The sequence below is a fragment of the Streptomyces sp. NPDC005408 genome (assembly GCF_040606445.1).
Lineage (GTDB): Bacteria > Actinomycetota > Actinomycetes > Streptomycetales > Streptomycetaceae > Streptomyces.
This window is the reverse complement of sequence record NZ_JBEXEX010000033.1, coordinates 36,982-58,849: the sequence shown is the minus strand read 5'-3', so window position 1 is coordinate 58,849 and position 21,868 is coordinate 36,982. Positions and strand designations below refer to the sequence as shown.

The following is a 21,868-nucleotide window of genomic DNA, read 5'->3' as shown; positions in this document are numbered from 1 at the left end:
CGGGGTGTCCGGTCAGGCGGTCGGCGACAGGACCTTGAGGGCGGCGGCGTGGAGGCCGGGGGCGGCGGCCAGGAAGTCGCGGCTGCCCGTGTTCCAGGCTTCGCCCGCCAGGTCGGTGACGGTTCCTCCGGCTTCGGAGACCAGCAGGGCGCCGGCGACCAGGCCGGAGCGGACGTCGGAGAACTGCCAGAACGCGTCCATGCGTCCGGCGGCGACGTGGATGAGCTGCATGGTGGCGGGAACGGACACGCGCACGACCAGGCCGTTGATGAGCATGGCGGTGACGGAGTCACCGATCCGCCGGAAGGTTCGCTCGTCCTCGCCGGGCTTGGCCTGACCGGTGCCGATGAGCGCGGCGCCCAGATCGGTCTTGGCGGACACCTTCAGGGGCTGGCCGTTGAGGCGGGCACCGCCGCCGGCGACGGCGGTGTAGGTGTCGCCGGTCAGGGGCAGGTGGACAACGGTGAGCACCGGCCGGTTGTCGCGGACCAGGGTGGCGGTGACGGCCCAGTCATCCATGCCGTGGACGTGGTTGATGTTGCCCTCGGCGGGGTCGACGACCCACCACTCCCCGGGCGGGAGCGCGCCGCCGGCCAGCTCGTCCTCGGCCCACTGCGACCCCTGCCGGGCCCGCAGCAGCGGTTCGCGCAGCACGTCCAGCACCGCGTCGTCGTTGGCGTGGATCTCATCGACGACCTCGTCAAGACTCACGCCTCGGGCTTGCGGGGTGTAGCGGTCGCGCAGCGTGACGCCGGCGGCCTTCACCGCGGCGGTCACCTCGGACATGAGCGTCGTGTCGGCGTCGAAAGGCATGGGTGTAGTCATGGTGGGCTCCCTGAGTTCTGTCGATGCGGGCGGTCTGTCTCGCCCCCGCACTTCGAAGGTAGGCCTCCCGTCGATTAACAACAAGTGCATGCTTTTCACTTGTAGAGTTACTGTCATGCAACTGGATTTGAATCTGCTCACTGCCCTGGACGCACTGCTGGAAGAGGGCAGTGTCGCCGGCGCCGCAGCCCGCCTCCACGTCACCTCACCGGCGATGAGCCGCTCCCTGGGCCGCATCCGCAAGGCCACCGGTGACCAGATCCTGGTCCGCACCGGCCGCAGCATGCTCCCCACCACCCGCGCGCTGGCCATGCGCGCCGAGGTCCACGCCCTCGTGCAGCAGGCACACCACCTTCTGTCCGCGGAGCAAGAACTCGACCTGGCAGCTCTGGACCGGGTGTTCACCGTGCGCTGGCATGACGCCCTGACCGCCGCCTGCGGCACCGCCCTGACTACGGCCGTCCACCACCAGGCCCCCGGTGTCCGGCTGCGCCTGTCCGCCGAACCCGGCACGGACGGCCCCGAACTGCGCCGGGGTGAGATCGACCTCGAATCCAGCTCCAGCCAGCCGACACTCCCCGACATCCGCCACCGCCTCGTCGGTAGGGACCGGCTGGTCGTCGCCGTCCGCCCAGGCCACCCGCTCACCGAAATCCCGATGAGCCTCAAGAGCTACGCGGCTGCCGAACACCTCACCGTTTCGCGGCGCGGAAGCCTGCGCGACCCGATCGACGAAGCCCTGACCAAGCGCGGCCTCGATCGGCGCGTCGTCGCCGCCGGGCCCACGGCCGCCTTCGCGCTGCAACTCGCCCTCGGCAGCGACCTGGTGGTGACCCTTCCCGACGCGGTCACCCGCGCCGCCCGGGACCAACTCGGCCTGACCACACTGGCGCCGCCACTGCCGTTGCCCGATGTCCCGCTGTACCTGCTGTGGCACCAGCGCTACGACGACGACCGCGCCCACATCTGGCTGCGCGACCTGGCCACCGAAACCGTCCAGGCACTGTTTGCACCACCAAACGCCTGATTGTCACAGCAACCAACCCAGCCGAGGGCAGAGTCAGTCAGCAACGCGGCCCCGCGACACTCCCGCAGCCGTCATAAACGACCCGGCCGATGCGCCGGTCGTACCGTCGGCCTACGGCTTCGACGGTACGACCGGCGCTGGCAGGTCCAAGGCCTGGGCGAGGGCGGTGGTGACCGGCGTGACGTGGTTGGGCAGGTGCTGTGCGGCCCAGTCGGCAGCCAGCTTGAGGAAGTCGGCCAGGTCGCGCTCCGCTCCGGCAAGCAGGGGGCGCAGTTCGGCTACGGGTAGCTCGATCACCGGGCTGTCGTCCTGCTCGGCGTCGACGGTCAATTGGACCGTGCTGCCCAGGCGTTCGGCGAGCGGGGAGGGGTCATGGCCGAACGAGGCTCGGCCGTCACCGTCGACGACCTCAAGCCAGTCGCGCCACTCCTCGAGCCCGTTGCAACAGCCGGGCAGAAAGGTGATGCCGGTGGCGGTGTCGGTGACCCGCAGACCGCCGGGTGAGAGGAGGTCGTCCATGGTGAGCAGTCCGTGCAGGAAGGCCCCGAGCGGATCGGTGGGCCGCGGCGGGCTGTCGTCCTCGGGATCGATGTCGTTGTAGTCGGCGATGCGCATCACCGCCGTGCCGACCTCGGCAGGACTGAGCACGCCGCTGAGCGGCAGGAAGCCATACGTCTCGAACTCGGCGACCGGCCAAAGGGCGAAGCCGTCGGAGGCGTAGATCTCAAGGACAGGCTGCACAACAATCACTCCGGGGAGTCTGCCGCATGCCTCACCCTCACGGCCTCCCGATTTCCGCAGACGCGGAGGGCGACACATTGGGCCGCCAAAGCGACGTGGGATGCCCGCGCGCCAGACGCTGGCTAACCCGTCAAGGTGCCGGGATGAGCCCCCCGAACACAGCTCGGTCATACAGCCGGTGGTGCCACTCGTTGGCGTCCGGAGCGGGCTGCATCGTCAGGACCGGGTTCGGGCCAGTCTCGATGAGGTGCATCAGCGTCCAGGCGACGCCGTAGCAGTCGTCGGGACCGAAGCAGTCGACCAGCGACTTCGCCTCCTCCGCCGTCACCGGCTTGGAGATCGCGTCGAGCTGCGCGACGCGCCTGTCGATCTCCTCTTCGCTCGCGTCCCAGTCAGGGAGCGGGCCGTCCTCGACGAAGGCTTGGACTTCAGGTCTCATCCTCGAATGATCAGCTGCTGTGGCTTGCCTGGGCAAGGCGGGTGAGCGAAGGCGGATTAACCCTTCGGACTCGCACCGACGCTGGCAAGCACGTCGTCGGCCAGCTCCTGCGGAGCCAACTCACCGTCCAGGAATACGGTGTCAGTGGGCAAGGCGTCGGCCGCGGCCATGCACGGCTCGATCTTGGCCTTGCACCACCGCCGGACCTGCTCATCCTTCTCGGGATCATCGGGCGTGAAGCTCCGTCCGTCGATCCGCTTCACCAAGACCTCCGCAGGGACTTTGAGGAAGAAGTGGTGGACGGCGATGCCCGCGTCCTTCAGCGCACCGAAGATCTCGCCGACATAGCCGGGGTTGACCAACGTCATGGGGACCAGCACGGGGCGTTGATACTCCTCGACGAGGCCCACAGCCAGGTCCGCGACCTGCCGCCGCCAAAGTCGCAGATCCTGGAAATCGCCGGTCGGCACCTCGACGATCTCTCGCAGCACATACCCGACCATCTCAGGGTCATAGACCAGCGCCTCGGGCCAGCGCGTGCGCAGTTCATCCACCAGCGTGCTCTTCCCGCTGCCGAACGCACCGTTCACCCAGACGATCACACGCTTCTCCCACTTCATCGTCAGTACCCGCGTCCTGGGCGCGGCCGTGTCCAAACAGCACCAGTGACACCCACGCGGGGCCAAAATCGCTCTGAGAGATCATGCCCGAACGATCGCCAAGTAGGGCCGAAACTCACTGACATGCAGCGCGGTCCGCGAGTGTTTGGAGGAGACCGGCATCGTCGCCGAGATCACCGGCTTCCTAGGGGTCTACATCAACCCCCAGCACATCGTCGCCTACACCGACGGCGAGATCCCCAGCAGTACGAGAACACGTACATCGGCCGCCCCATCGGCGGCGAGTCCACCATCAACGATGAAGCCGACGGGGATCGCTTCGTCCAGTCGGCGGACCTGGACCAGTACGACATCCACCCCAGCATGCGCCAGCAGATCGGCGACTTCCTCGCTGGCACCTACCCTTACCTCGGCTGAGCCGCCAACGCTCACAGCAGCAAAGAACTCCGCCGATGCGCGACAGACGAACCGCCCGACCACACGGCCGCCCCCGTCGCGGCCAGCGAACTGCTCTAGCGCCCACCCGAAGGCAGGAGGGGCGTTCAGTGCCCTTGGCTCAGGTGTCCGTCGCGCAGAGCGTCCACGAATTCCGCCCAGACGGCGGGTCGGAGGGCGAGATGCGAACCCTGTGGAAGCTTGGAGTCCCGCACGGCGATGTCCACGGCAGACGCCGAGACCTCGACGCATTCGGTGCCGCTGCCTCCGCTGTACGAAGACTTGGTCCAGCGGACGTCTTCCTGATCCATCACAGCTCCCTGCAGACCCGATCCAGGAGCGCGGCTGACGCGCCAATGTCCAGCGCCTGCGCGCGCAGGTACTCGAACGCCAACTTATAGCGCTCCAGTTCCTGCGGCTTCTCCATGAACAGGCCGCCGCCGATGATGTCCACGTAAACGACATCGAGTTCTGCGGTCGATCCGCCCAGGATGACGAAGCTGCCGACTGCGGCAGCATGTGCCCCGGCGGTGAACGGCAGTATCTGTACGGTGACTTGGGGCTCTTCCGCCCGTGTGAGTAGGTGGCGTAGCTGTTCTCGCATCACCTCGCGGCCGCCGACCATGCGCCGGATGACCGCTTCGTCGATCACGGCCCAGATGTGCGGGGGCTCCTCTCGATCTAGGAGCTCCTGCCGTTTCATGCGGATGTCGACCATGTGCGCGATCTCTTGATCCGTGCATCGCATCTCGGAGGCGCGGTGCACTGCCTCTGCATAAGCGCGGGTCTGGAGTAGGCCGGGTACATACATGCAGGCGTAGTGGTCCTCGCGTACAACCTCATCCTCGAGAGTCAGCATGAGGTTCATCGACTCAGGGATCGGGTCAGCGAGCGATCGCCACCAGCCTTGAATCTTCGCGCCCTTGGCCAGTTCGACCAGCGTCTCGCGTTCTTGGTCTGACGCCCCGTACTCGCGGCACAGCGCGTCGACCGCAGGCCACTTGACCGCGCCTTCCTTCTTCTCGTAGCGACTCAAGGTGGCCTTGGAGACGCCAACCAACGCCCCGGCCTCCTCCAGCGTGAGGCCCTTGCGCTCGCGCAGGCGGCGTAGATCGGCCCCAAGTTGGCGCCTGCGGGTGGTTGGTCCAACTGCCATGGTCGAGACCCTTCGTATCGATCAGCCTGAGCGTGCACGGTGTGGTGAGCAACAGACAAGACAGCGCACGCCGGGGGCGCGTAGAGAGAGTGAGTGCTCCTCCAACTTGTCAGTGAGAGTTCCATATTGAGAGTTCCACTGCCACTCTGGAGAATGAACCACTACACAGCGCGATCGCCGCGACACTGCCGGAGGGGCTGATTCCCATGAGTGCATGCCGCTACGAAGTCAAAAGGAAGAGCTGGGAGTTGCCTTTCCTGGCGGAGCCCGAGGAGGTTGCGGGACTGCGCAGAATCATGCGCCTGCACTTGAACCATTGGGGGCTCCCGGGCGCGGTCGAGGCTGCTCAGCTCTGCGTCAGCGAGCTCGTCGCCAACGTCATCACGCACGTTGGGGCCGGAACGCCCACGACGCTCACTGTCTCGATGAAGGGCACACATCTCCGTCTGGAAGTCCAAGACCCCGACTCTAGGTCGCTTCCAACTTTGCTCTCTGCGCACTCAGAAGAGGAAGCTGGCAGAGGGCTGTCGCTCGTGGACTCGGTGGCCGACCGCTGGGGCGTCATGCTCACTGCCTCGGGCAAGACGACCTGGGTCGAGCTCGCCACAGAGCTGTCTGCCGCTAATGGGCACGTGAGTGATCCGCGGGTCTCGAAGGCTGAAGCCGTGTTAGCCCTCTACGGATACAGTGAGGCGGCGCCTAGGCAGGGCACCTCACTGCTCAGCCTCGCCGCCGCCGAAGAGGTCTCGGTGCATCTGATCGCCGACCTTCTTCACTGGCTCTGCGCGCATGGCCGCGACCCGGACGAGGCCATGGATCGTGCTCAGATCCGCTTCGAGTCCGAGGCTGGCCAACTGGCTTAGGGCACGCAACTCGTGCCGCACGGCGGCTCGCGAGTTTTCGTGCACCTCGGTCTCTCCTGGTGTTGATGGCCCGGATCAGGTCATATCTCGATCAATTCCGGCCGCCACGGTCGCGATCTGGCAGATCTGATCGAACATGATTGCCGAATCGGCAACATGTTCGCGTGGCTGTATATAGAGCTGTCTTCGGTCACGTCGGCGACATCCTTCCCGGTACGCGCTTCGAATCCCGGCAGGACGTCAAGGATGCGAAGCTCCACAAGGAGCAGCGAGCCGGGATCTCGTGGGGACGTGATGGTGACGGAGAGCGGGCCGTTCTCTGCCTCTGCTCTAACTGCCACGTCAGGCTGGATCGCGGTGCGATCTACCTGACTGACGAGTTGGAGGTTGTGGAACGGTTTGCCGACGGCGCAGCATCCCCTCGAGTGAGGCTGCTGACCGTGGACGAGCACCGCATACAGCAGAGGTTCATCAGGGCGCATCGACGCTTCTGGGGGATCGAAGGTGGGAGCTCCTAGCCTGCGGCAATCGCTGAGTAGGTCCAGACGTCGGCCGGAAGCGTATGACGCAGCTTCCAGGTGATACCCATGGGCTTACTGCCCTTGTGTTCGACGTACTCGGCAGGGCCCAGCAGCATCCAAGGCTGGGGGCCACCGATGTCCGTCTTCCTGTAGCGGCGGACGAAGAGGAGGACATGGGAGCCCATCTCCTCATGGCTCTGATAGCGGATGCCGGTAGGGGAGGTCTCGGAGGTCTGGTTCTGGGACTCCCAGTGGAACAGGACCTCATTCATGGCGAAGTCCTTGTACCGAGTCTGCGGGGAGAAGTCCTTCTCGTCCTTCTCAAGGGTGATCAGCAGGGCGTCGGTTCGGATGTTCTCGCACCACTTCACGCCTTCGCGGAAGTGGCCTGGCATGAAGCCCCCGATGAAGGACTGGCCCAGAGCGGGAAGGATCTCCTCGCGGCTGTACGAAGCATGCACCGTGAGGGGGAGGCTGGCGAGGTCTTCGAGGAGAGGGACCGGGACGTGGTCTGCGCGGTCAAGGGCGTGGGCCAGGACCTGGCGGAGCTCGTCGCGGAAGGCATGCTGCGGCCTGAGAGAGTCCAACGCTTCCTGGTAGGTGGCGAAGCCGCCGAGAGGCCAGAGCGAGAAGTAGAGCATGCGCGCATACGCCTGCTCGCGGTCATCGAGCTCTTCGTACGCGGGCGCTTCGTCTTCGAGGAGCTTCGTGTACGCGGCCACACGCTGAGGATCGTCGACGTGGAGGAACGCGGCGACGCGCTTCAGGAAGGCGTCTTCACCTTCGGGGGCTGAGATGGACAGTAGCCCGGCCCGGCGCAGCAGGCCCGTCCACGAGTTGCCGTTGCCGCGGTAGATCTCCTTGAGTTCGCGTCCGCTTTCCTTGAGATAGGCCGAGAGTCGCGGCTCGCCGTACTGACCTACCTCGCGGGCTAGTTGCGTGAGGTTGACGCTGATCTGGTTGCGGATGTTGTCGATGATCAGGTCCTTGGCCTTGGACTCAAGGACGATCTGGCAGCCGGATGGCAACTGGGGGAAGTCGTGCTCGATGTTGGCCAGCAGACGGTTACGCGTCAGATTGGTCAGGGCTCGGAACTGCTCCTCGAAGCGGAACTCCTTGCGGTGCTGGCCGATGAAGTCCAAGACAGTGAGTACCGCCTTGCCTTCGCATCGCCGCAGCCCGCGCCCCAGTTGCTGAAGGAAGACTGTGGCGCTCGATGTCGGGCGGAGTAGGAGCAGAGTGTCGACGTCCGGGATGTCCAAACCCTCGTTGAAGAGGTCTACCGAGAAGATGACTTGCAACTCGCCCGACGTCAGGGCATCGAGTGCGACCTTGCGTTCATCTCGGGGTGTCTCGCCAGACAGCGCGACGGCGTTGAGGCCAGCACGACGGAAGAAGTCGGCCATGAAGTGGGCGTGTGGGACAGACACACAGAACCCAAGGGCACGCATGGCGCCGGGATCGGTGACCTTGTCCATGACCGCTTGCACGACCAGGCGAGCGCGAGCCTGATTCCCCGTGAAGAGGTTGCTGAGCGCCGAGGTATCGTATGAGCCCCGTTTCCAGGTGATGGCGCTCATATCGGTGTTGTCGGTAACCCCGAAGTAGTGGAAGGGGCTCAAGAGGTCGTTCTCGAGTGCCTCCCACAGGCGCAACTCCGCTGCGATGCGTCCATCGAAGAACTCGTCCTGGACATTGCGACCGTCCATGCGTTCGGGCGTGGCGGTGAGACCCAGCAGCTCAAGGGGAGCGAAGTGGTCGATGATTTTGCGATAGGTGGGTGACACACCATGGTGAAACTCGTCGATGACGACGACGTCAAAGTGATCGGGTGCGAAGCGTTCTAGCGCCCGCGCATTGAGGGACTGGACGCTCGCGAAGACGTGTGTCCACTCCTCGGGGACGATGCTGCTGTGCAACTCCTCGCCGAAATTGGCGTCGACCAGCACGTCTTGGTACGTGCGGAGTGACTGCCGGAGGATCTCCTGGCGGTGGGCGACGAACAGGAGCCGAAGGTCCCGCCCGTACTTCTGCCGCAAGTGCTTGTAGTCGAGTGCAGCCATGACTGTCTTGCCAGTGCCCGTTGCGGCGACCAACAGATTGCGGTGCCGATCGTGGACCGTACGTTCAACCTCAAGCCGCTCCAGCATGTCGCGCTGGTGAGCGTACGGACGAACTTCCAGCCCAGACAGGGTGATGTGGCGCCCCGTGGGGTTGTTGGTTCCACGGCCCGCCAACTGAAGCGCTTCATCGAGGCGGGCGGAGTCTCGATCAGGGTCGTACGGCTCGAACGCGGACTCGCTCCAGTAGGAGTCGAATGTCGCTTCAAACTTGCGCAGGACGTCGGGAGTGGCGATGGAGGAGAGGCGGACGTTCCACTCCAGGCCATCGAGGAGTGCGGCCTTTGACAGGTTGCTGCTTCCCACATACGCGGTGTCGTAGCCGCTGTTGCGACGGAAGAGCCATGCCTTGGCGTGGAGGCGCGTTGACCGCAGTTCGTAGTTGACCTTCACTTCGGCGTTGAACTTCTGGACCAGCCTGTCCAGCGCTCGTCGCTCGGTAGCGCCGATGTACGTGGTCGTGATGACGCGAATGGGAACGCCTCGCGCCTGCGCCGACTCGAGGGACTGCTCGAGGACGCGAAGCCCATGCCACTTCACGAAGGCACAGAGCAGGTCAACACGGTCTGCGGTCGCTAGCTCGGCGCGCAATTCAAAGCCGAGGCTTGGGTCTTCTGGGGAGTTGGTGATGAGCGCGGTGTCGGACAAAGGCGTCGCGGGTCGGATCGCGTACACGCCCTTCGCCTGCTGCTCGGCGATAGCGAGCAGCTGACGTGGGCCATCAGCGACCAGGTCCACCCACTCCCGCGCGCCCTCGATGGTGTTCATCGACTCCAGGATGTGGTTGGCCGCGTGAACACGTTCCGCCGCAGGCAGCCTCTCCAGTACGCGCTTCATGGTCTCCGCGACGTGCCGTGCGATGACATGAGGCGACGACTCCGGTCCCACCTCGTCGTCGATGGCGTGCCAGCCGCTACCTGCGCTGAGAATCTTGAGCTGGTTCTCAAGCCGCAGCGTGATCAGCTGCTCGTACAGCCCAGCGACCGGCTGATGGGCATCGATGGAACCCGTCATCGCGTTTCCCTCCCCGTTCAGACCCTCCCAGTGGTAGCAGGCGTCACTGACAGCAGCGTCAGATTTCGTCCGTGCCGTGGCAGTCCCTGTACGCCACTCCCGACCCGCACCAGCAAGCCGCCCCCCTAGCCGGCGGCCACGCCACCGCACGCCCCCTCGCCGCCAGCGTCGTCGCGTACTGCGGGAGCAGGTCCGTGTTCGACGGGGAGGACTGTTCCGAGGCTGCGAAGGCCTCGTACGACGGGACCGTGCCCGTCACGATGCCCAGGTTTTCCGTGCCCGTCGACGACAGGTCCCTCAGCGACGCCTCGAGGTCCGTCAGGTGGGCCTCGTGGGTCGGGTATTCGCGTTCCAACTCGGGGTAGGCCGCGAGTAGTTCGTCCAGTTCGGGTTCCGGCCAGTGGAGGACCGCCACCGGGAACGGGCGGGACAGGGCCGAGCGGTAGGAGCCCAACTCGGAGCGGAGGCGGGCGATTTCTGCCTGGAGTTCGGCCGGGTTGTCCGAGCCAAGTGCCCATAGGCGTTTGGGGTCGTGGAGTTCGTCCAGGGAGATGTCTCCCGGGTGGACCCGGTCGGCCAGTGCGTCGCGGTCGTCGTGGGGGAGGCCCAGGAGGCGGCGGACGCGGTGGCGGCCGGCGAGGAGGGACTGGGTGGCGTACGGGACCTCGTCGTCGTCCGGGGGGAGCAGCAGGTCCAGTGCCGTGGTGAAGCAGTCGTGGGACGCCTCGAGCTCGTCGTGGGACTCCAGCGTCTCCGCGATGATCTCCCAGGGTGCGGCGTCCGCCGGGGCCGACGTGCGGATGCCGTTGATCAGGGCGCGGGCCTCCGCCTCGTGGCCGTATTCCCAGAGGTTCGCCGCCTGGAGGGCCTTGATCAGCAGGGTGTGCTCGGCCTCTGCCGCGAGGAGGCGGTCGTAGAGGGTGGAGGCGCCTTCTCGGTCGCCCGCCAGCTCAAGGTGGGCCGCGGCTTGGAGGAGCAACTGCTCGTCGTCCTCGGGGTACTGCGCCGCGGTACGCAGCAGGCGCTCGGCTTCGGCGATGTGATCGGCAGGCGTGTCGGGGCGCATGGTGGACACCGTACTGCTGTACGGAGGTTCGGCGGGATGAAGCCCATATGAGACGGCTTACGCGAGTGCTGATGAGCCTCGACGTACGCGCCCCCGTACGGCTCTGGTGACTTCGGCGATCAGCACCTATCGTGCGGCCGTGCGAGAGCGGATGGCGGTCGTCGTGCAGGGGCGCAGCTCGCGGAGGCGGGCCACGCTCGCCCATGGGCTGTGGGCGGGCGCCGAGGTCGCCGTCACCCTCGGGGTCGTCGTGCTCCTCCTCGTCGTCCATCAGCTGTGGTGGACCAACCGGCAGGCCCGCGCGGGCGCCGAGCACAAGGTCCAGGCCCTGGAGCAGGAGTGGGGTGGACTTCCAGCGGATGAAGGGGATGAATCGGGAGGAAGCGGGAGTGAGGTACCCCCCGAGCCCGCCGCGGCCGGCGAATCCGCAAAGCCCGGCGCCGCCCCGTCGACCCGGCCCAACACCACCCCCCGCTGGGACCAGGCCTACGCCGTCCTCCGCATCCCCCGCCTCGGTGTTGTCGCACCCGTCGCCCAGGGCATCGCTAAGCGGGGAGTCCTCGACAAGGGCTACATCGGGCACTACCCGCAGACCGCCCAGCCCGGCGAGGCCGGGAACTTCGCCGTCGCCGGGCATCGCAACACCCACGGCGAGCCCTTCCGCTACATCAACCGTCTCCGTAGTGGTGACGAGGTCCAGGTCGAGACGCGGGAGGGGGTGTACCTCTATGTGATCGATGCCTCGCTGGCGCAGACCTCGCCCCGCGACACGGGAGTGATCGCCCGCGTGCCCCGCAGCATCGTGAAGTCCTCCGCCGGGTACAGCGAGCCCGGCTACTACCTCACCCTCACCACCTGCACGCCCGAGTTCACCTCCACATACCGGCTCGTCGTCTGGGGGAAGCTGAAGTCCATGCGGCCCCGTCAGAGCTAGCAGCCGTCGTGTATAACGGCTGGAGGGTTTGAGGAGCGATCGACCGATCTGAGAGAGGGGCGGGCATGGACAACCGTCGGCTGCTGCAGTCGCTGCGCCCCGCCGCGCTCCTGCTTCTTCTCCTCGTCGAAGTCCTGCTCATCGACGGCGGCAGCCTCTCCGCCGCGGTCGCGCTCGCCGCGACCGCCACCGCTGCCGCCGGTTCCGCGCTCGTCGTCTGCTCCGTGATCAGCGCGCGCTGTGCGCCCGTCGTGCCGCGCACGCGGGTCCGCACCGCCATCCGCGACCGCGAGCAGCGCACCGCCTTCCTGCCGCAGCGCGATCCCGATGCGAAGGGCCGGAGCCGGCCCCGAGCGCCCGGCCGTGCCCTCCTGACGGCCGCGTAGGGGAACCCACTCTCGTACACACCCCGCGCGGGTCGTCATGCCGCCATGTCCTCATCCCGGCACGACGAGACCCCCGGAGGGCTCACCCATGTCCCTTTTCGCCAGCCTGGTCGCGAACCTCGCCGACCTGCTCCAGCCGTTGTTCCACGCATCGGCCACCGCCGCCGCGATCATCCTCTTCACCGCGCTCGTACGGCTCGCCGTCCATCCCCTCTCGCGGGCGGCCGCCCGCGGCCAGAGGGCCAAGGCCAGGCTCTCGCCGCAGATCGCCGAGCTGCGCAAGAAGCACGCCAAGAACCCGGACCGTATGCAGAAGGCGCTCATGGAGCTGCACGCCAAGGAGAAGGTCTCGCCCTTCTCCGGCTGCCTGCCGAGCCTGCTGCAGCTGCCCGCTTTCTTCCTGATGTACCACCTGTTCTCCAGCACCCGGATCGGCGGCGAGCCGAACGGCCTGCTCAGCCACACCCTCGGCGCCGCGCCCCTCGGTGAGCGCTGGTCCGATGCCCTCGCGCACGGCGGGGTCTTCGGCGGCGCGGGTCTTGTGTACGTCGCGCTCTTCGCGATCGTCGCCGCCGTGGCCACGTACAACTACCGGCGTACGAAGCGGCAGATGGCGGCCGCGCCTCTCGCTTCGGACCAGCAGATGCCCGGCATGGGTGCGATGGGGGCGATGACGAAGGTCATGCCGCTGTTCTCCTTCTTCACGCTCCTCACCGTGGCGTGGGTGCCGCTCGCGGCGGCGCTCTATGTCGTCACCAGTACGACCTGGACGGCTGTGGAGCGGGCGTTCCTCTACCGGGACATGCCGGTCGCCGGCGCGCTTGCTACTGCCGCGTAATGGTCCAGGTTGTGAACGGGGTCTTGCGGAGTGGTCCGATGTCTTGGAGGATCAGCCAACCCCCGGATCCTCCGATGGCCGCTACCCATCGTCGGGGCTCAGACTCGACCAGGGGAGACAGACCATGAAGCTGCTGCGTGTCGGCACTGCGGGCGCCGAGCGACCGGCCCTGCTCGACCAGGACGGTACGACCCTGCGGGACCTGTCCGGCCTTGTCACGGACATCGACGGGGAGCTGCTCGCCGACGCCTCCGCCCTTGCCCGGATACGGGCCGCGGCGGACGCGGGCGAGCTGCCCGTCCTCGAGGCCGACGGCCTGCGGATCGGGGCGCCGATCGCCCGTATCGGCAAGGTCGTGTGCATCGGGCTGAACTACCACGACCACGCGGCCGAGACCGGCGCGGACACCCCGGCCGAGCCGGTCGTCTTCTTCAAGGCCGCCGACACCGTGGTCGGGCCGAACGACACCGTGCTGGTACCGCGCCGCAGCCGCAAGACCGACTGGGAGGTCGAGCTCGCGGTGGTGATCGGACGTACGGCGCGCTACCTGGAGGACGACGAGGACCCGCTGTCGTACGTCGCCGGGTATGCGGTCGCGCACGACGTCTCGGAACGCGAGTTCCAGATCGAGCGCGGCGGCACCTGGGACAAGGGCAAGAACTGCGAGACGTTCAACCCGCTGGGCCCGTGGCTGGTGACGGCGGACGAGGTCCCGGACCCGCAGGCGCTGAGCCTGAAGCTGTGGGTCAACGGCGAGCTCAAGCAGAACGGCACGACCGCGGACCAGATCTTCTCGGTCGCGGAGGTCGTGCGGTACGTCAGCCAGTTCATGACGCTGTACCCCGGCGACGTCATCAACACGGGAACGCCGGCGGGCGTGGCCCTCGGGCAGCCGGAGCCGAAGCCGTTCCTGCGGGCGGGCGATGTGGTGGAGCTGGAGATCGACGGACTCGGGCGGCAGCGCCAGGAGCTCAAGGACGCGTAGCCCGCTCGTTGCTCGTCCGGCGGCGCGGGGTACGGGACCGGTCCCGTACCCCGGGCCGGACTCGGTGACCCGAGACTCAGTGCCCGCCTCGATGTGCCGAGATGAAGCGTTCCAGCGCCTCCACCACCATCGCGTGATCCTCCGCCTGCGGCAGGCCCGAGACCGTGACCGTGCCGACGACGCCCACGCCCTCGATCGTGATCGGGAACGAACCGCCGTGAGCGGCGTACAGATCCGGGTCCAGGCGCGAGGAGTCCTCGAAGGTCGTGCCCTTGGCGCGGTGGCGGGCGCCGACGAGGAACGAGCTCTCGCCGTAACGCTCGACGACCCGGCGCTTGCGGTCGATCCACGCGTCGTTGTCCGCGCTCGACCCCTCCAGCGCACAGTGGAACAGCTGCTGCGTTCCGCGGCGGATGTCGATCGCGACCGGCGCATCGCGCAGATGGGCCATCTCGACCAGCAGGCTGCCCAGTGCCCAGGCGTCGTCATGGGTGAACCGGCGCAGCGTCAGCTTGCGTTCCTGGGCGACGATCTCGTCGACGCCGAGCGGGGCGGGAGTGGGCGCGGTCATGCCGATACCTCCACGGTGATGCCCTCGCGTGCGGAGCGGCGGGCGGCCTCCAGGACGTCCAGCACGGCGGCGGCCTCATCGGCGGTGACCGGCGGGGGTGTGCCGTCGCGCAGGGCGGTGGCGATCGTCGCGTAGTACGCCGGGTAGTCGCCCGGCGTCGTCCTGACCGGGCGTCCGCCGCCGGTCAGCGGGGACTCTCCCGCGCCGATCCGGCCCCAGAGGGATTCGGGCTCGACGCCCCAGGCGGCGGTTCCGGTCGGGCGATCGCCGTCGCGCAGGGCCGCCTCCTGCGGGTCGAGGCCGTACTTCACGTATCCGGCCTTCGAGCCGAGCACCCGGAAGCGGGGACCGAGCTGCGCGGTCGTGGCGCTCACGTACAGGTGCGAGCGGACGCCGTTCGCGTGCGTGAGCGCGATGAAGGTGTCGTCATCGGTCTCGGCGCCCGGGCGGCGTACATCCGCCTCGGCGTACACCCTCACGACCGGGCCGAAGAGGGTCAGCGCCTGGTCGACGACATGGCTGCCCAGGTCGTACAGCAGGCCGCCGATCTCCTGCGGGTCGCCCGACTCGCGCCAGCCGCCCTTGAGCTCGGGCCGCCAGCGCTCGAAGCGGGACTCGAAGCGCAGTACGTCGCCGAGCTCGCCGTCCGCGATCAGCTGCTGGAGCGTGAGGAAGTCGTTGTCCCAGCGGCGGTTCTGGAAGACGGAGAGCAGCAGGCCGCGCTCCCCGGCGAGGGCGGCGAGCTCACGCGCCTCGGCGGCACTGCCGGCGATCGGCTTGTCGACGACGACCGGGAGACCGGCCTTGAGGGCGCCGGTGGCGATCGGGACGTGGGTCTTGTTGGGGGAGGCGATCACGATCAGGTCGAGCTCGTCCGCGCGCTCCCACAGCTCGTCGGGCGAGGCCGCGAAGCGTACGTCGGGGAACTCGGCGCGGGCTTGCTGCTGCCGCTCCGGGTTCGAGGTGACGATCGTGTCGAGGGCGAGGCCCTCGGTGGTGGCGATCAGCGGGGCGTGGAAGACGGAGCCCGCCAGGCCGTAGCCGACGAGTCCGACGCGGAGGGGGCTGCGGGTGCCGGTACCAGTCATGTCTTCCACTTAAGCAACGGTGTTGCCAAAGTGCAAGCGCAGGGGACAATGGGGACCGTGAAGCCCCTGAACCGAAGCATCAACGGAGCGAATCTGCCTGCGCTGCGCAGCCACAACGCCGCGCTGGTGCTGGATCTGCTGCGTACGGCGGGTGAGCGCGGCATTAGCCGCATGGAGCTGGCCGAGCGCACCGGGCTGACCCCGCAGGCGGTCAGCAAGATTACCGCGCGGCTGCGGGAAGAGGGCCTGGCGGCGGATGCGGGCCGCCGCGCGTCCACGGGCGGCAGACCGGGCACGGCGCTGCGCCTGGTCCCCTCGGCGGGGCACGCGGTCGGCCTGCACCTGGACCGCGACGAGCTGACGGCGATCCTGCTGGACCTGTCCGGCACCACGGTCGCGGTGCGCACTGCTCCGCTGGACCTCGGGGCTGGGGCGGCCGCGGTCGTGGAGCGGGTGGCGGCGGAGGTGGAGGCACTGTCCACGGCGGGCGGGCGCGTTCTGGGGGTCGGCGTTGCCATGCCCGGGCCCCTGGACCACACCACCGGCATCGCCCATCGCGTCACCGGGTTTCCGCAGTGGGACGGGTTTCCCCTCAGGGACGCCCTGGCCGCGCGGCTCGGCCTGGCCGTCGTACTCGACAAGGACACCAACGCCGCCGCCCTCGGGCTCGCCCTGCGCGGGGCCGGGGAGTCGTTCGCGTATCTCCATCTGGGGACAGGGCTCGGCGCGGGGCTCGTGCTCGGTGGGGCTCTCTACCGGGGAGCGCGCACCGGCGCGGGCGAGTTCGGGCATCAGGTCATCCAGCTCGACGGGCCCGAGTGCGGGTGCGGCAAGCGGGGGTGCATCGAGGCGCTGTGTCTCGGTGCCGTCGGGCGCGGGGATCTCGACCGGGCCGCCAGCGTCCTCGGCACCGGTGCCGCCAACCTCGTCGAGCTCCTCGACATCGACCGCGTGCTCCTCGGCGGCCGGGTCGTGGCCGCCGACGCCGAGCCGTTCGTACGGGGCGTCGGCGAGCGGGTCCGCGTCCCGGTGACGCTCGCCGAAGGGGGCGCGCACGTCGTCGCGGAAGGCGCAGGGCAGCTGGTCCTCGCCCCCGTGTTCGGGCGTGCCGAGGCCTAGGGGGTTTCTTTCGGATCTTGCCGGTTTGGGTGCCCTGGCACGGCACCTCGCTGCGTTGTCGTCAGTCGCCGGCGCTCCGCGTGGGCTACTTCCTCCGCCTTGGGGTGCTCGCCCGTAGCCCTTCGGGCACGGGAGGTGCCCCCATCGCCAGACCCCGCTCACTGATCCGGCCTGATCCCCAAGGCACCCCCTCGCCGACCGCACCGAAAATAGGCTGATAGGGCGGACTTGCCCGGCTGATCGGCCCTGTCCGGACGTGGCGGCCGTGCACCGCCGCGCGCGCGTGGCAGGGTCTCGCTGCACAACCGGGTGATCCCCCCGGGGTTCGTACGCAGCCGAGCAGCAAAGGTCCCCCATGCGACTGCGCAATGCCCTCGCCGTCGGAGTCACCGCAGCCACCATCGCGCCCGCCGTGCTCACCGGCTCGGCCGCGATGGCCGCCGCAGTGACCGCCCGCACCGCCACCGAGACCCTCGCGGGGCCCGCCGCGGCGCCCGTTCCCGCACGCGCCGACGACCAGTTGCCCACCTGCGGCAAGGTGTCCGACCCCGACTTCCCCATCGACACCCGTATCCACGGCGGCCCGACCGTCCACCACCCGGGCGGCGGCTTCGAGCAGTGGTCCGTGGACCTCGCCAACACCACCGGCGAGAACTGCGGCAACATCCACCCGGTGATCGTCTTCACCGGACGCGACCCGGGTCTCACCCCGGCCCGGCTCACGCTGGAGTTCTACGACGACGCGGCGGGCCACTGGCGTCCCGTCACCCTGGAGACCACCTCCCAGGACGAGATCGTCGGCGTACTCGACGACGGCCGCTCCGGCTTCGTCGTGCCCGCCCGCAAGTCCCTCACCGTCAAGGTCCGCCTCGCGCTGGGCGCCGACACTCCGCCCAACCAGGTCACCGTCAACGCCGCGGTCGTCCAGCGTCAGGGCGACGACGGCGACTGGGTCGGGGAGTCCGGTGACTACCGCTTCGCCGTCCTCGACGACGACGGTTCCGGCGCCACGGTCACCCTCGACGAACTCGCCACCACGGGCACCGGCTCGCTCATCCGCCTCGGGGCCGCGGTCGGTGTGGTCCTGCTGGGGGCGGGCATCCTGCTGCTCGCGCAGCGCCGGATGCGTGGGGGCCGACGCTGACGCGCACCGGCCGGCGCTGATGCGTAAAGCCCGACGTTGATCGTTCACATACGTCTGCGAGCATCCCCTGGTGGACTACCCGAACGACCAGGCGCCCGGCGCCCCTGTCCGCTCCGGCATTCCGGAGCACGGACGCATCCCCAAGTACTACGCCGTCAAGGCCCATATCTCCCTCCTGATCGAGGAGTTGGGCGAGGGAGGACTGCTGCCGACCGAGCGCGATCTCGCCGTACGGTACGAGGTCTCGCGCGAGACGGTGCGGCAGGCACTGCGCGAACTCCTCCTGGAGGGCCGGCTGCGCCGCCAGGGCCGCGGCACCGTCGTCGCGGGCCCCAAGCTGGAGCAGCCGCTCTCGCTGGCGAGCTATACCGAGGGCGTACGCCGCCAGGGCCGCACCCCGGGCCGGACCCTGATCAGCCTCGACCGCTTCCCCTGCAACGACGCGCTCGCCGCCGACATCGGCGCGGCGCGCGGCGAGCCCGTATGGCACATGGAGCGGGTCCTGCTCGCGGACGACGAACGCGTCGGCCTGGAGAGTACGTACGTCTCCGTGGCCCGAGTGCCGCGCCTGGACGCCGACTTCGACCCCGAATCGTCCTTCTACGCCTATCTGTGCGAACGGCTCGGGATCGCCTTCGGCGACGCGGACGAGCGGATCGAGACGGTGCTCGCGACCCCGCGCGAGGCGCTGCTCATCGGCACGCCCCCGGCTCTGCCGATGCTGCTGATCCACCGCGTCTCGCGGGACACGGCGGGCAAGCCGCTGGAGCGGGTCCGCACCCTCTATCGCGGTGACCGCTTCAGCTTCACCACGCACCTGGGCAATCAGAACTGAGGGCTGAACGCCGAGGGTTTCTGCGGGGGGGCCAGGGGTTGTCCCCCGGGAGATGCGGCACCGCTCACCTCGGCAAGGCGGCTGACTCAAACGTCACGACGCGCTCTGGACGCATCACGTCGGTAACGAGAAGGTAACGGGTCTGGGCCAAGCTTGATGGCCCGTTCACCGTCCCGTTGCCGACCGGCCCCGAACGGGACACCAACTCCCAGGAGCGTTGCCGTCGTGAGAGTCATCGTCGTAGGAGCCGGCGTGGTGGGAACCATGCACGCCTGGCACGCAGTGGAACGCGGCCACGAGGTCGTTCAGATCGAGCGCGAGACGGAGGCGCGAGGCGCGAGTCTGCGCAATTTCGGCCAGATATGGGTCAGCGGCCGCGCGGGCGGCGAGGAGCTCGAAACCGCCCTGCGCGCCCGTGAGTTGTGGGAGTCCATCGGGGCTCGCGTTCCCGGGCTCGGCTTCCGGGCCATCGGCTCGCTCACTCCCGTACGCAGTGAACTGGAGCTGGCCGTGGCCGAGGCCGCCGTCGCGCGGCCCGATGCCGCGGCCCGCGGCTACAAGCTCGTCACCGCCGACGAGGCGCGCCGGATCAACCCCGCCCTGCGTGGGGCTTTCACCGCTGCCCTGTGGTGCGAGCGGGACGCCGCGGTCGAGCCCCGGCCCGCCCAACTCGCCCTCAAGCAAGCCCTGCTGGCCTCCGGCCGCTACACCTACCTCGGCGGGCGCGAGATCCGCGACGTGGTCGGTGAAGGATCCGTCCGCGACGACCACGGTGACGTACACACCGGTGACGCCGTCGTCCTGTGCCCGGGCGCAGCGCTCTCCGGTCTCGTTCGCGAACTCGTCCCCGACCTGCCCGTACGCCGAGTACGCCTGCAGATGATGCAGACCGACCCGCTCGGTGAGCCGCTCACCACCTCGGTCGCCGACGCGGACAGCTTCCGCTACTACCCGGCGTACGCGAGCGAGGCCCTGGACGCCCTCAACTCCGGGCAGGACCAGACCGCGACAGCCGCCGTGCACAAGATGCAGCTGCTGATGGTGCAGCGCCGCGACGGCGGGCTGACCATCGGTGACACCCACGAGTACGAGCATCCCTTCGCCTTCGACACGGTCGAGGACCCGTACGAGCACCTCACCGAGGTCGTCGAGTCCTTCCTCGGCCGGCCGCTGCCGACGATCCGCCGCCGCTGGGCCGGGGTGTACGCGCAGTGCACCGACACCGGCCGTGTCGTGCACCGGCAGCAGGTGCGCGACGGCGTGTGGCTGGTGACAGGGCCGGGCGGGCGCGGCATGACGTGCTCGCCCGCCATCGCCGAGACGACCGCGAACGAACTGGGCTGGTGAGGAAGTTGACGAAGCTGAACCTTGTCGTACTGGACATGGCGGGGACGACCGTCGCCGACGGGGGCCTTGTCGAGCAGGCCTTCGCCGCGGCCGCCGCGCGGCTCGGCGAGGACCCCGCCGCGATGATCGACTACGTCCGGGCCACGATGGGCGAGTCGAAGATCTCCGTCTTCCGTCATCTCTTCGGCGACGAGACGAAGGCGCAGGCCGCCAACGCCGCCTTCGAGGAGGCGTACGGCGAACTCGTCGACGGCGGGCGCATCGCACCGGTTCCCGGCGCGCGGGAGGCCGTTGAAGAGCTGCGCGCCCAGGGCCGCACGGTCGCCCTGACCACCGGCTTCGCCCGCACCACCCAGGACGCGATCCTGGCCGCGCTCGGCTGGCAGGACCTGGTCGAGCTCACCCTCTGCCCGGCCGACGCGGGCGGCCGCGGGCGTCCCTACCCCGACATGGTGCTCGCCGCTTTCCTGCGCACCGGCGCGGTGGACGGCGTCCAGCAGATCGCGGTCGTCGGGGACACCTCGTACGACATGCTCAGCGGCGTACGGTCCGGGGCGGGCGTCGTCGCGGGCGTCCTGACCGGCGCGCACGACAAGCAGCAGCTGGAGACGCACGGCGCGACCCATGTGCTGGGATCTGTCGCCGAGTTGCCGGGGCTGCTCGCCGGGGCGGACCGATGACCGGCATCCGCTTCGAGAACGTCTCGGTCGCGTACGGGAGGCACGGTGAGAGCACAGCGCTCGACTCCCTCGATCTCACCGTCGAGCCGGGCGAGGTCATGGCGCTGCTCGGGCCCTCGGGCTCCGGCAAGACCACGGCGCTGCGGGCCGTCGCCGGATTCGTGGAGCCCGTCTCCGGGCGCGTCTTCATCGGCGAGCGCGATGTCACCGGGCTGCCGCCGTACCGGCGGGGGATCGGGATGGTCGTCCAGCAGTACGCGCTCTTCCCGCACATGAGGGTCGCGGAGAACGTGGCCTTCGGGCTCCGGGCGCAGAGGGGGTCGAAGGCGCAGAAGGTCTCGAAGCGCGAGATACCGGCGCGGGTCGGCGAAGCCCTCGAGATGACGGGGATGGCGGCGTACGCGCAACGCTATCCGCGTGAGCTCTCCGGCGGTCAGCAGCAGCGCGTCGCGATCGCGCGGGCGCTGGCGATCCGGCCGGGAGTGCTGCTGCTCGACGAGCCGCTGTCGGCGCTGGACGCGCAGCTCAGGTCCGGGATGCTCGCGGAACTGGCCCGACTGCACCGGGAGTTGCCGGACGTCTCGATCCTGTACGTCACGCACGACCAGGTCGAGGCGCTGACGCTCGCGGACCGGATCGCGGTGATGGACAGGGCGAGGCTGCGGGACTGCGGTACGCCGCAGGAGCTGTACCGGAGGCCGCGTACGGAGTTCACGGCGTCGTTCGTCGGCAACGCGAATCTGCTGCCGGTGACAGTGGGGGCGGGATCCGTGTCCTTCGGCGGCGCCGAACTCAAGGTGTCCACGGACCGCGTTCCGTCCGGCACGAGCGCCACGTTGTGCGTACGCCCGCACTTGGTCGGTATCGGGGCCGGGCCGAATGCGCTCCGCGGGACGATCGCGGAGGTTCAGTGGCGGGGGGCCACGCACCGGTTGTACGTGGATGTGGACGGGCATCGCGTCAAGGCGGACGTCCGCGAGCTGCGGGATGCGCCGGAGCTGGGGGACGAGGTGACGGTGCACTTCGCGCCGGAGGACGCGGTGCTGCTGGCGGGCGGGGTGACCGGTGAGTAGAGCGCACCCGGCGCCGGGGGTTGTGCCCACCCTCCCCCAGA

Annotated in this window: 24 protein-coding genes; 13 read left to right on the top strand and 11 right to left on the bottom strand. The window is 68.6% G+C overall.

Annotated elements, in window-relative coordinates; all coding sequences use genetic code 11:
• Window positions 1-12: 12 nt before the first annotated feature.
• Window positions 13-825, bottom strand: a complete 813-nt coding sequence (locus ABZS64_RS26645; RefSeq protein WP_355834606.1) for an inositol monophosphatase family protein — start codon at window positions 823-825, stop codon at window positions 13-15.
• Window positions 826-940: 115 nt separating this feature from the next.
• Between ABZS64_RS26645 and ABZS64_RS26640 the strand changes: the two genes are divergently transcribed.
• A complete protein-coding gene (locus ABZS64_RS26640) occupies window positions 941-1,852 on the top strand; it encodes a LysR family transcriptional regulator (protein WP_355834603.1) in 912 nt (303 codons plus the stop codon).
• Between the two features lie 111 nt (window positions 1,853-1,963).
• Here the strand turns inward: ABZS64_RS26640 and ABZS64_RS26635 are convergent, their stop codons facing one another.
• The 6 genes from ABZS64_RS26635 to ABZS64_RS26610 form a co-directional block, all read right to left on the bottom strand.
• Window positions 1,964-2,602, bottom strand: a complete 639-nt coding sequence (locus ABZS64_RS26635) for a hypothetical protein (protein WP_355834600.1) — start codon at window positions 2,600-2,602, stop codon at window positions 1,964-1,966.
• Between the two features lie 121 nt (window positions 2,603-2,723).
• Complete coding sequence (locus ABZS64_RS26630) at window positions 2,724-3,032, bottom strand: hypothetical protein (RefSeq protein WP_355834597.1); 309 nt, start codon at window positions 3,030-3,032, stop codon at window positions 2,724-2,726.
• Between the two features lie 56 nt (window positions 3,033-3,088).
• Window positions 3,089-3,634: an AAA family ATPase gene (locus ABZS64_RS26625; RefSeq protein ID WP_355834594.1), complete on the bottom strand. Its 546-nt coding sequence runs from the start codon at window positions 3,632-3,634 to the stop codon at window positions 3,089-3,091.
• Between the two features lie 237 nt (window positions 3,635-3,871).
• Window positions 3,872-4,084, bottom strand: coding sequence for a hypothetical protein (locus ABZS64_RS26620; RefSeq protein ID WP_355834591.1), 213 nt, complete (start codon window positions 4,082-4,084; stop codon window positions 3,872-3,874).
• A 110-nt stretch (window positions 4,085-4,194) separates the two neighbouring features.
• The gene (locus tag ABZS64_RS26615; protein WP_355834588.1) at window positions 4,195-4,398 is read right to left on the bottom strand and encodes a DUF397 domain-containing protein; all 204 of its coding nucleotides are present in this window, start codon (window positions 4,396-4,398) and stop codon (window positions 4,195-4,197) included.
• On the bottom strand, window positions 4,398-5,243 hold the full coding sequence (locus tag ABZS64_RS26610) for a helix-turn-helix transcriptional regulator (RefSeq protein WP_355834584.1): 846 nt from the start codon (window positions 5,241-5,243) through the stop codon (window positions 4,398-4,400). The genes ABZS64_RS26615 and ABZS64_RS26610 overlap by 1 nt, the downstream gene beginning before the upstream one ends.
• 206 nt (window positions 5,244-5,449) lie before the next feature.
• Between ABZS64_RS26610 and ABZS64_RS26605 the strand changes: the two genes are divergently transcribed.
• Window positions 5,450-6,106: an ATP-binding protein gene (locus ABZS64_RS26605; RefSeq protein ID WP_355834582.1), complete on the top strand. Its 657-nt coding sequence runs from the start codon at window positions 5,450-5,452 to the stop codon at window positions 6,104-6,106.
• A gap of 164 nt (window positions 6,107-6,270) precedes the next feature.
• Window positions 6,271-6,624 (top strand): hypothetical protein, encoded by a 354-nt coding sequence (locus ABZS64_RS26600; RefSeq protein WP_355834580.1) that lies wholly within the window; start codon window positions 6,271-6,273, stop codon window positions 6,622-6,624.
• On the opposite strand, the gene ABZS64_RS26595 is transcribed toward ABZS64_RS26600, so the two are convergent.
• Window positions 6,621-9,761, bottom strand: a complete 3,141-nt coding sequence (locus tag ABZS64_RS26595) for a DUF3427 domain-containing protein (RefSeq protein ID WP_355834577.1) — start codon at window positions 9,759-9,761, stop codon at window positions 6,621-6,623. The two genes, ABZS64_RS26600 and ABZS64_RS26595, sit on opposite strands and share 4 nt — an antisense overlap.
• Window positions 9,762-9,819: 58 nt before the next feature.
• Complete coding sequence (locus tag ABZS64_RS26590; RefSeq protein WP_355834575.1) at window positions 9,820-10,827, bottom strand: SEC-C domain-containing protein; 1,008 nt, start codon at window positions 10,825-10,827, stop codon at window positions 9,820-9,822.
• 151 nt (window positions 10,828-10,978) lie between these two features.
• On the opposite strand from ABZS64_RS26590, the gene ABZS64_RS26585 reads away from it, so the two are divergent.
• The 4 genes from ABZS64_RS26585 to ABZS64_RS26570 all read left to right on the top strand — a co-directional run bounded on the left by ABZS64_RS26585 (window position 10,979) and on the right by ABZS64_RS26570 (window position 13,970).
• Window positions 10,979-11,761, top strand: a complete 783-nt coding sequence (locus ABZS64_RS26585) for a class E sortase (RefSeq protein WP_355834678.1) — start codon at window positions 10,979-10,981, stop codon at window positions 11,759-11,761.
• A 65-nt stretch (window positions 11,762-11,826) separates the two neighbouring features.
• Window positions 11,827-12,147, top strand: a complete 321-nt coding sequence (locus ABZS64_RS26580) for a DUF6412 domain-containing protein (RefSeq protein ID WP_355834573.1) — start codon at window positions 11,827-11,829, stop codon at window positions 12,145-12,147.
• An 88-nt stretch (window positions 12,148-12,235) separates the two neighbouring features.
• A complete protein-coding gene (locus tag ABZS64_RS26575) occupies window positions 12,236-12,985 on the top strand; it encodes a YidC/Oxa1 family membrane protein insertase (RefSeq protein ID WP_355834571.1) in 750 nt (249 codons plus the stop codon).
• Between the two features lie 124 nt (window positions 12,986-13,109).
• On the top strand, window positions 13,110-13,970 hold the full coding sequence (locus ABZS64_RS26570; RefSeq protein ID WP_355834568.1) for a fumarylacetoacetate hydrolase family protein: 861 nt from the start codon (window positions 13,110-13,112) through the stop codon (window positions 13,968-13,970).
• 76 nt (window positions 13,971-14,046) lie between these two features.
• Here ABZS64_RS26570 and ABZS64_RS26565 read toward each other — a convergent pair whose 3' ends face one another.
• Together ABZS64_RS26565 and ABZS64_RS26560 are read right to left on the bottom strand one after the other, a co-directional pair.
• Window positions 14,047-14,541, bottom strand: coding sequence for a heme-degrading domain-containing protein (locus ABZS64_RS26565; protein WP_355834565.1), 495 nt, complete (start codon window positions 14,539-14,541; stop codon window positions 14,047-14,049).
• Entirely contained in the window at window positions 14,538-15,629 is a 1,092-nt protein-coding gene (locus tag ABZS64_RS26560) for a Gfo/Idh/MocA family oxidoreductase (RefSeq protein WP_355834675.1), read from the bottom strand. The genes ABZS64_RS26565 and ABZS64_RS26560 overlap by 4 nt, the downstream gene beginning before the upstream one ends.
• Before the next feature lie 66 nt (window positions 15,630-15,695).
• Between ABZS64_RS26560 and ABZS64_RS26555 the strand changes: the two genes are divergently transcribed.
• The 6 genes from ABZS64_RS26555 (at window position 15,696) to ABZS64_RS26530 (ending at window position 21,827) form a co-directional block, all read left to right on the top strand.
• Complete coding sequence (locus ABZS64_RS26555) at window positions 15,696-16,748, top strand: ROK family transcriptional regulator (RefSeq protein ID WP_355834672.1); 1,053 nt, start codon at window positions 15,696-15,698, stop codon at window positions 16,746-16,748.
• 355 nt (window positions 16,749-17,103) lie between these two features.
• On the top strand, window positions 17,104-17,892 hold the full coding sequence (locus ABZS64_RS26550) for a hypothetical protein (protein WP_355834562.1): 789 nt from the start codon (window positions 17,104-17,106) through the stop codon (window positions 17,890-17,892).
• Between the two features lie 70 nt (window positions 17,893-17,962).
• Window positions 17,963-18,727: a GntR family transcriptional regulator gene (locus tag ABZS64_RS26545; RefSeq protein ID WP_355834561.1), complete on the top strand. Its 765-nt coding sequence runs from the start codon at window positions 17,963-17,965 to the stop codon at window positions 18,725-18,727.
• A gap of 225 nt (window positions 18,728-18,952) precedes the next feature.
• Window positions 18,953-20,074, top strand: a complete 1,122-nt coding sequence (locus ABZS64_RS26540; RefSeq protein WP_355834558.1) for a TIGR03364 family FAD-dependent oxidoreductase — start codon at window positions 18,953-18,955, stop codon at window positions 20,072-20,074.
• 5 nt (window positions 20,075-20,079) lie between these two features.
• Window positions 20,080-20,754, top strand: a complete 675-nt coding sequence (locus ABZS64_RS26535; RefSeq protein WP_355834555.1) for a phosphonatase-like hydrolase — start codon at window positions 20,080-20,082, stop codon at window positions 20,752-20,754.
• Window positions 20,751-21,827, top strand: a complete 1,077-nt coding sequence (locus tag ABZS64_RS26530; RefSeq protein ID WP_355834552.1) for an ABC transporter ATP-binding protein — start codon at window positions 20,751-20,753, stop codon at window positions 21,825-21,827. The genes ABZS64_RS26535 and ABZS64_RS26530 overlap by 4 nt, the downstream gene beginning before the upstream one ends.
• The last annotated feature ends 41 nt before the right edge of the window (window positions 21,828-21,868 follow it).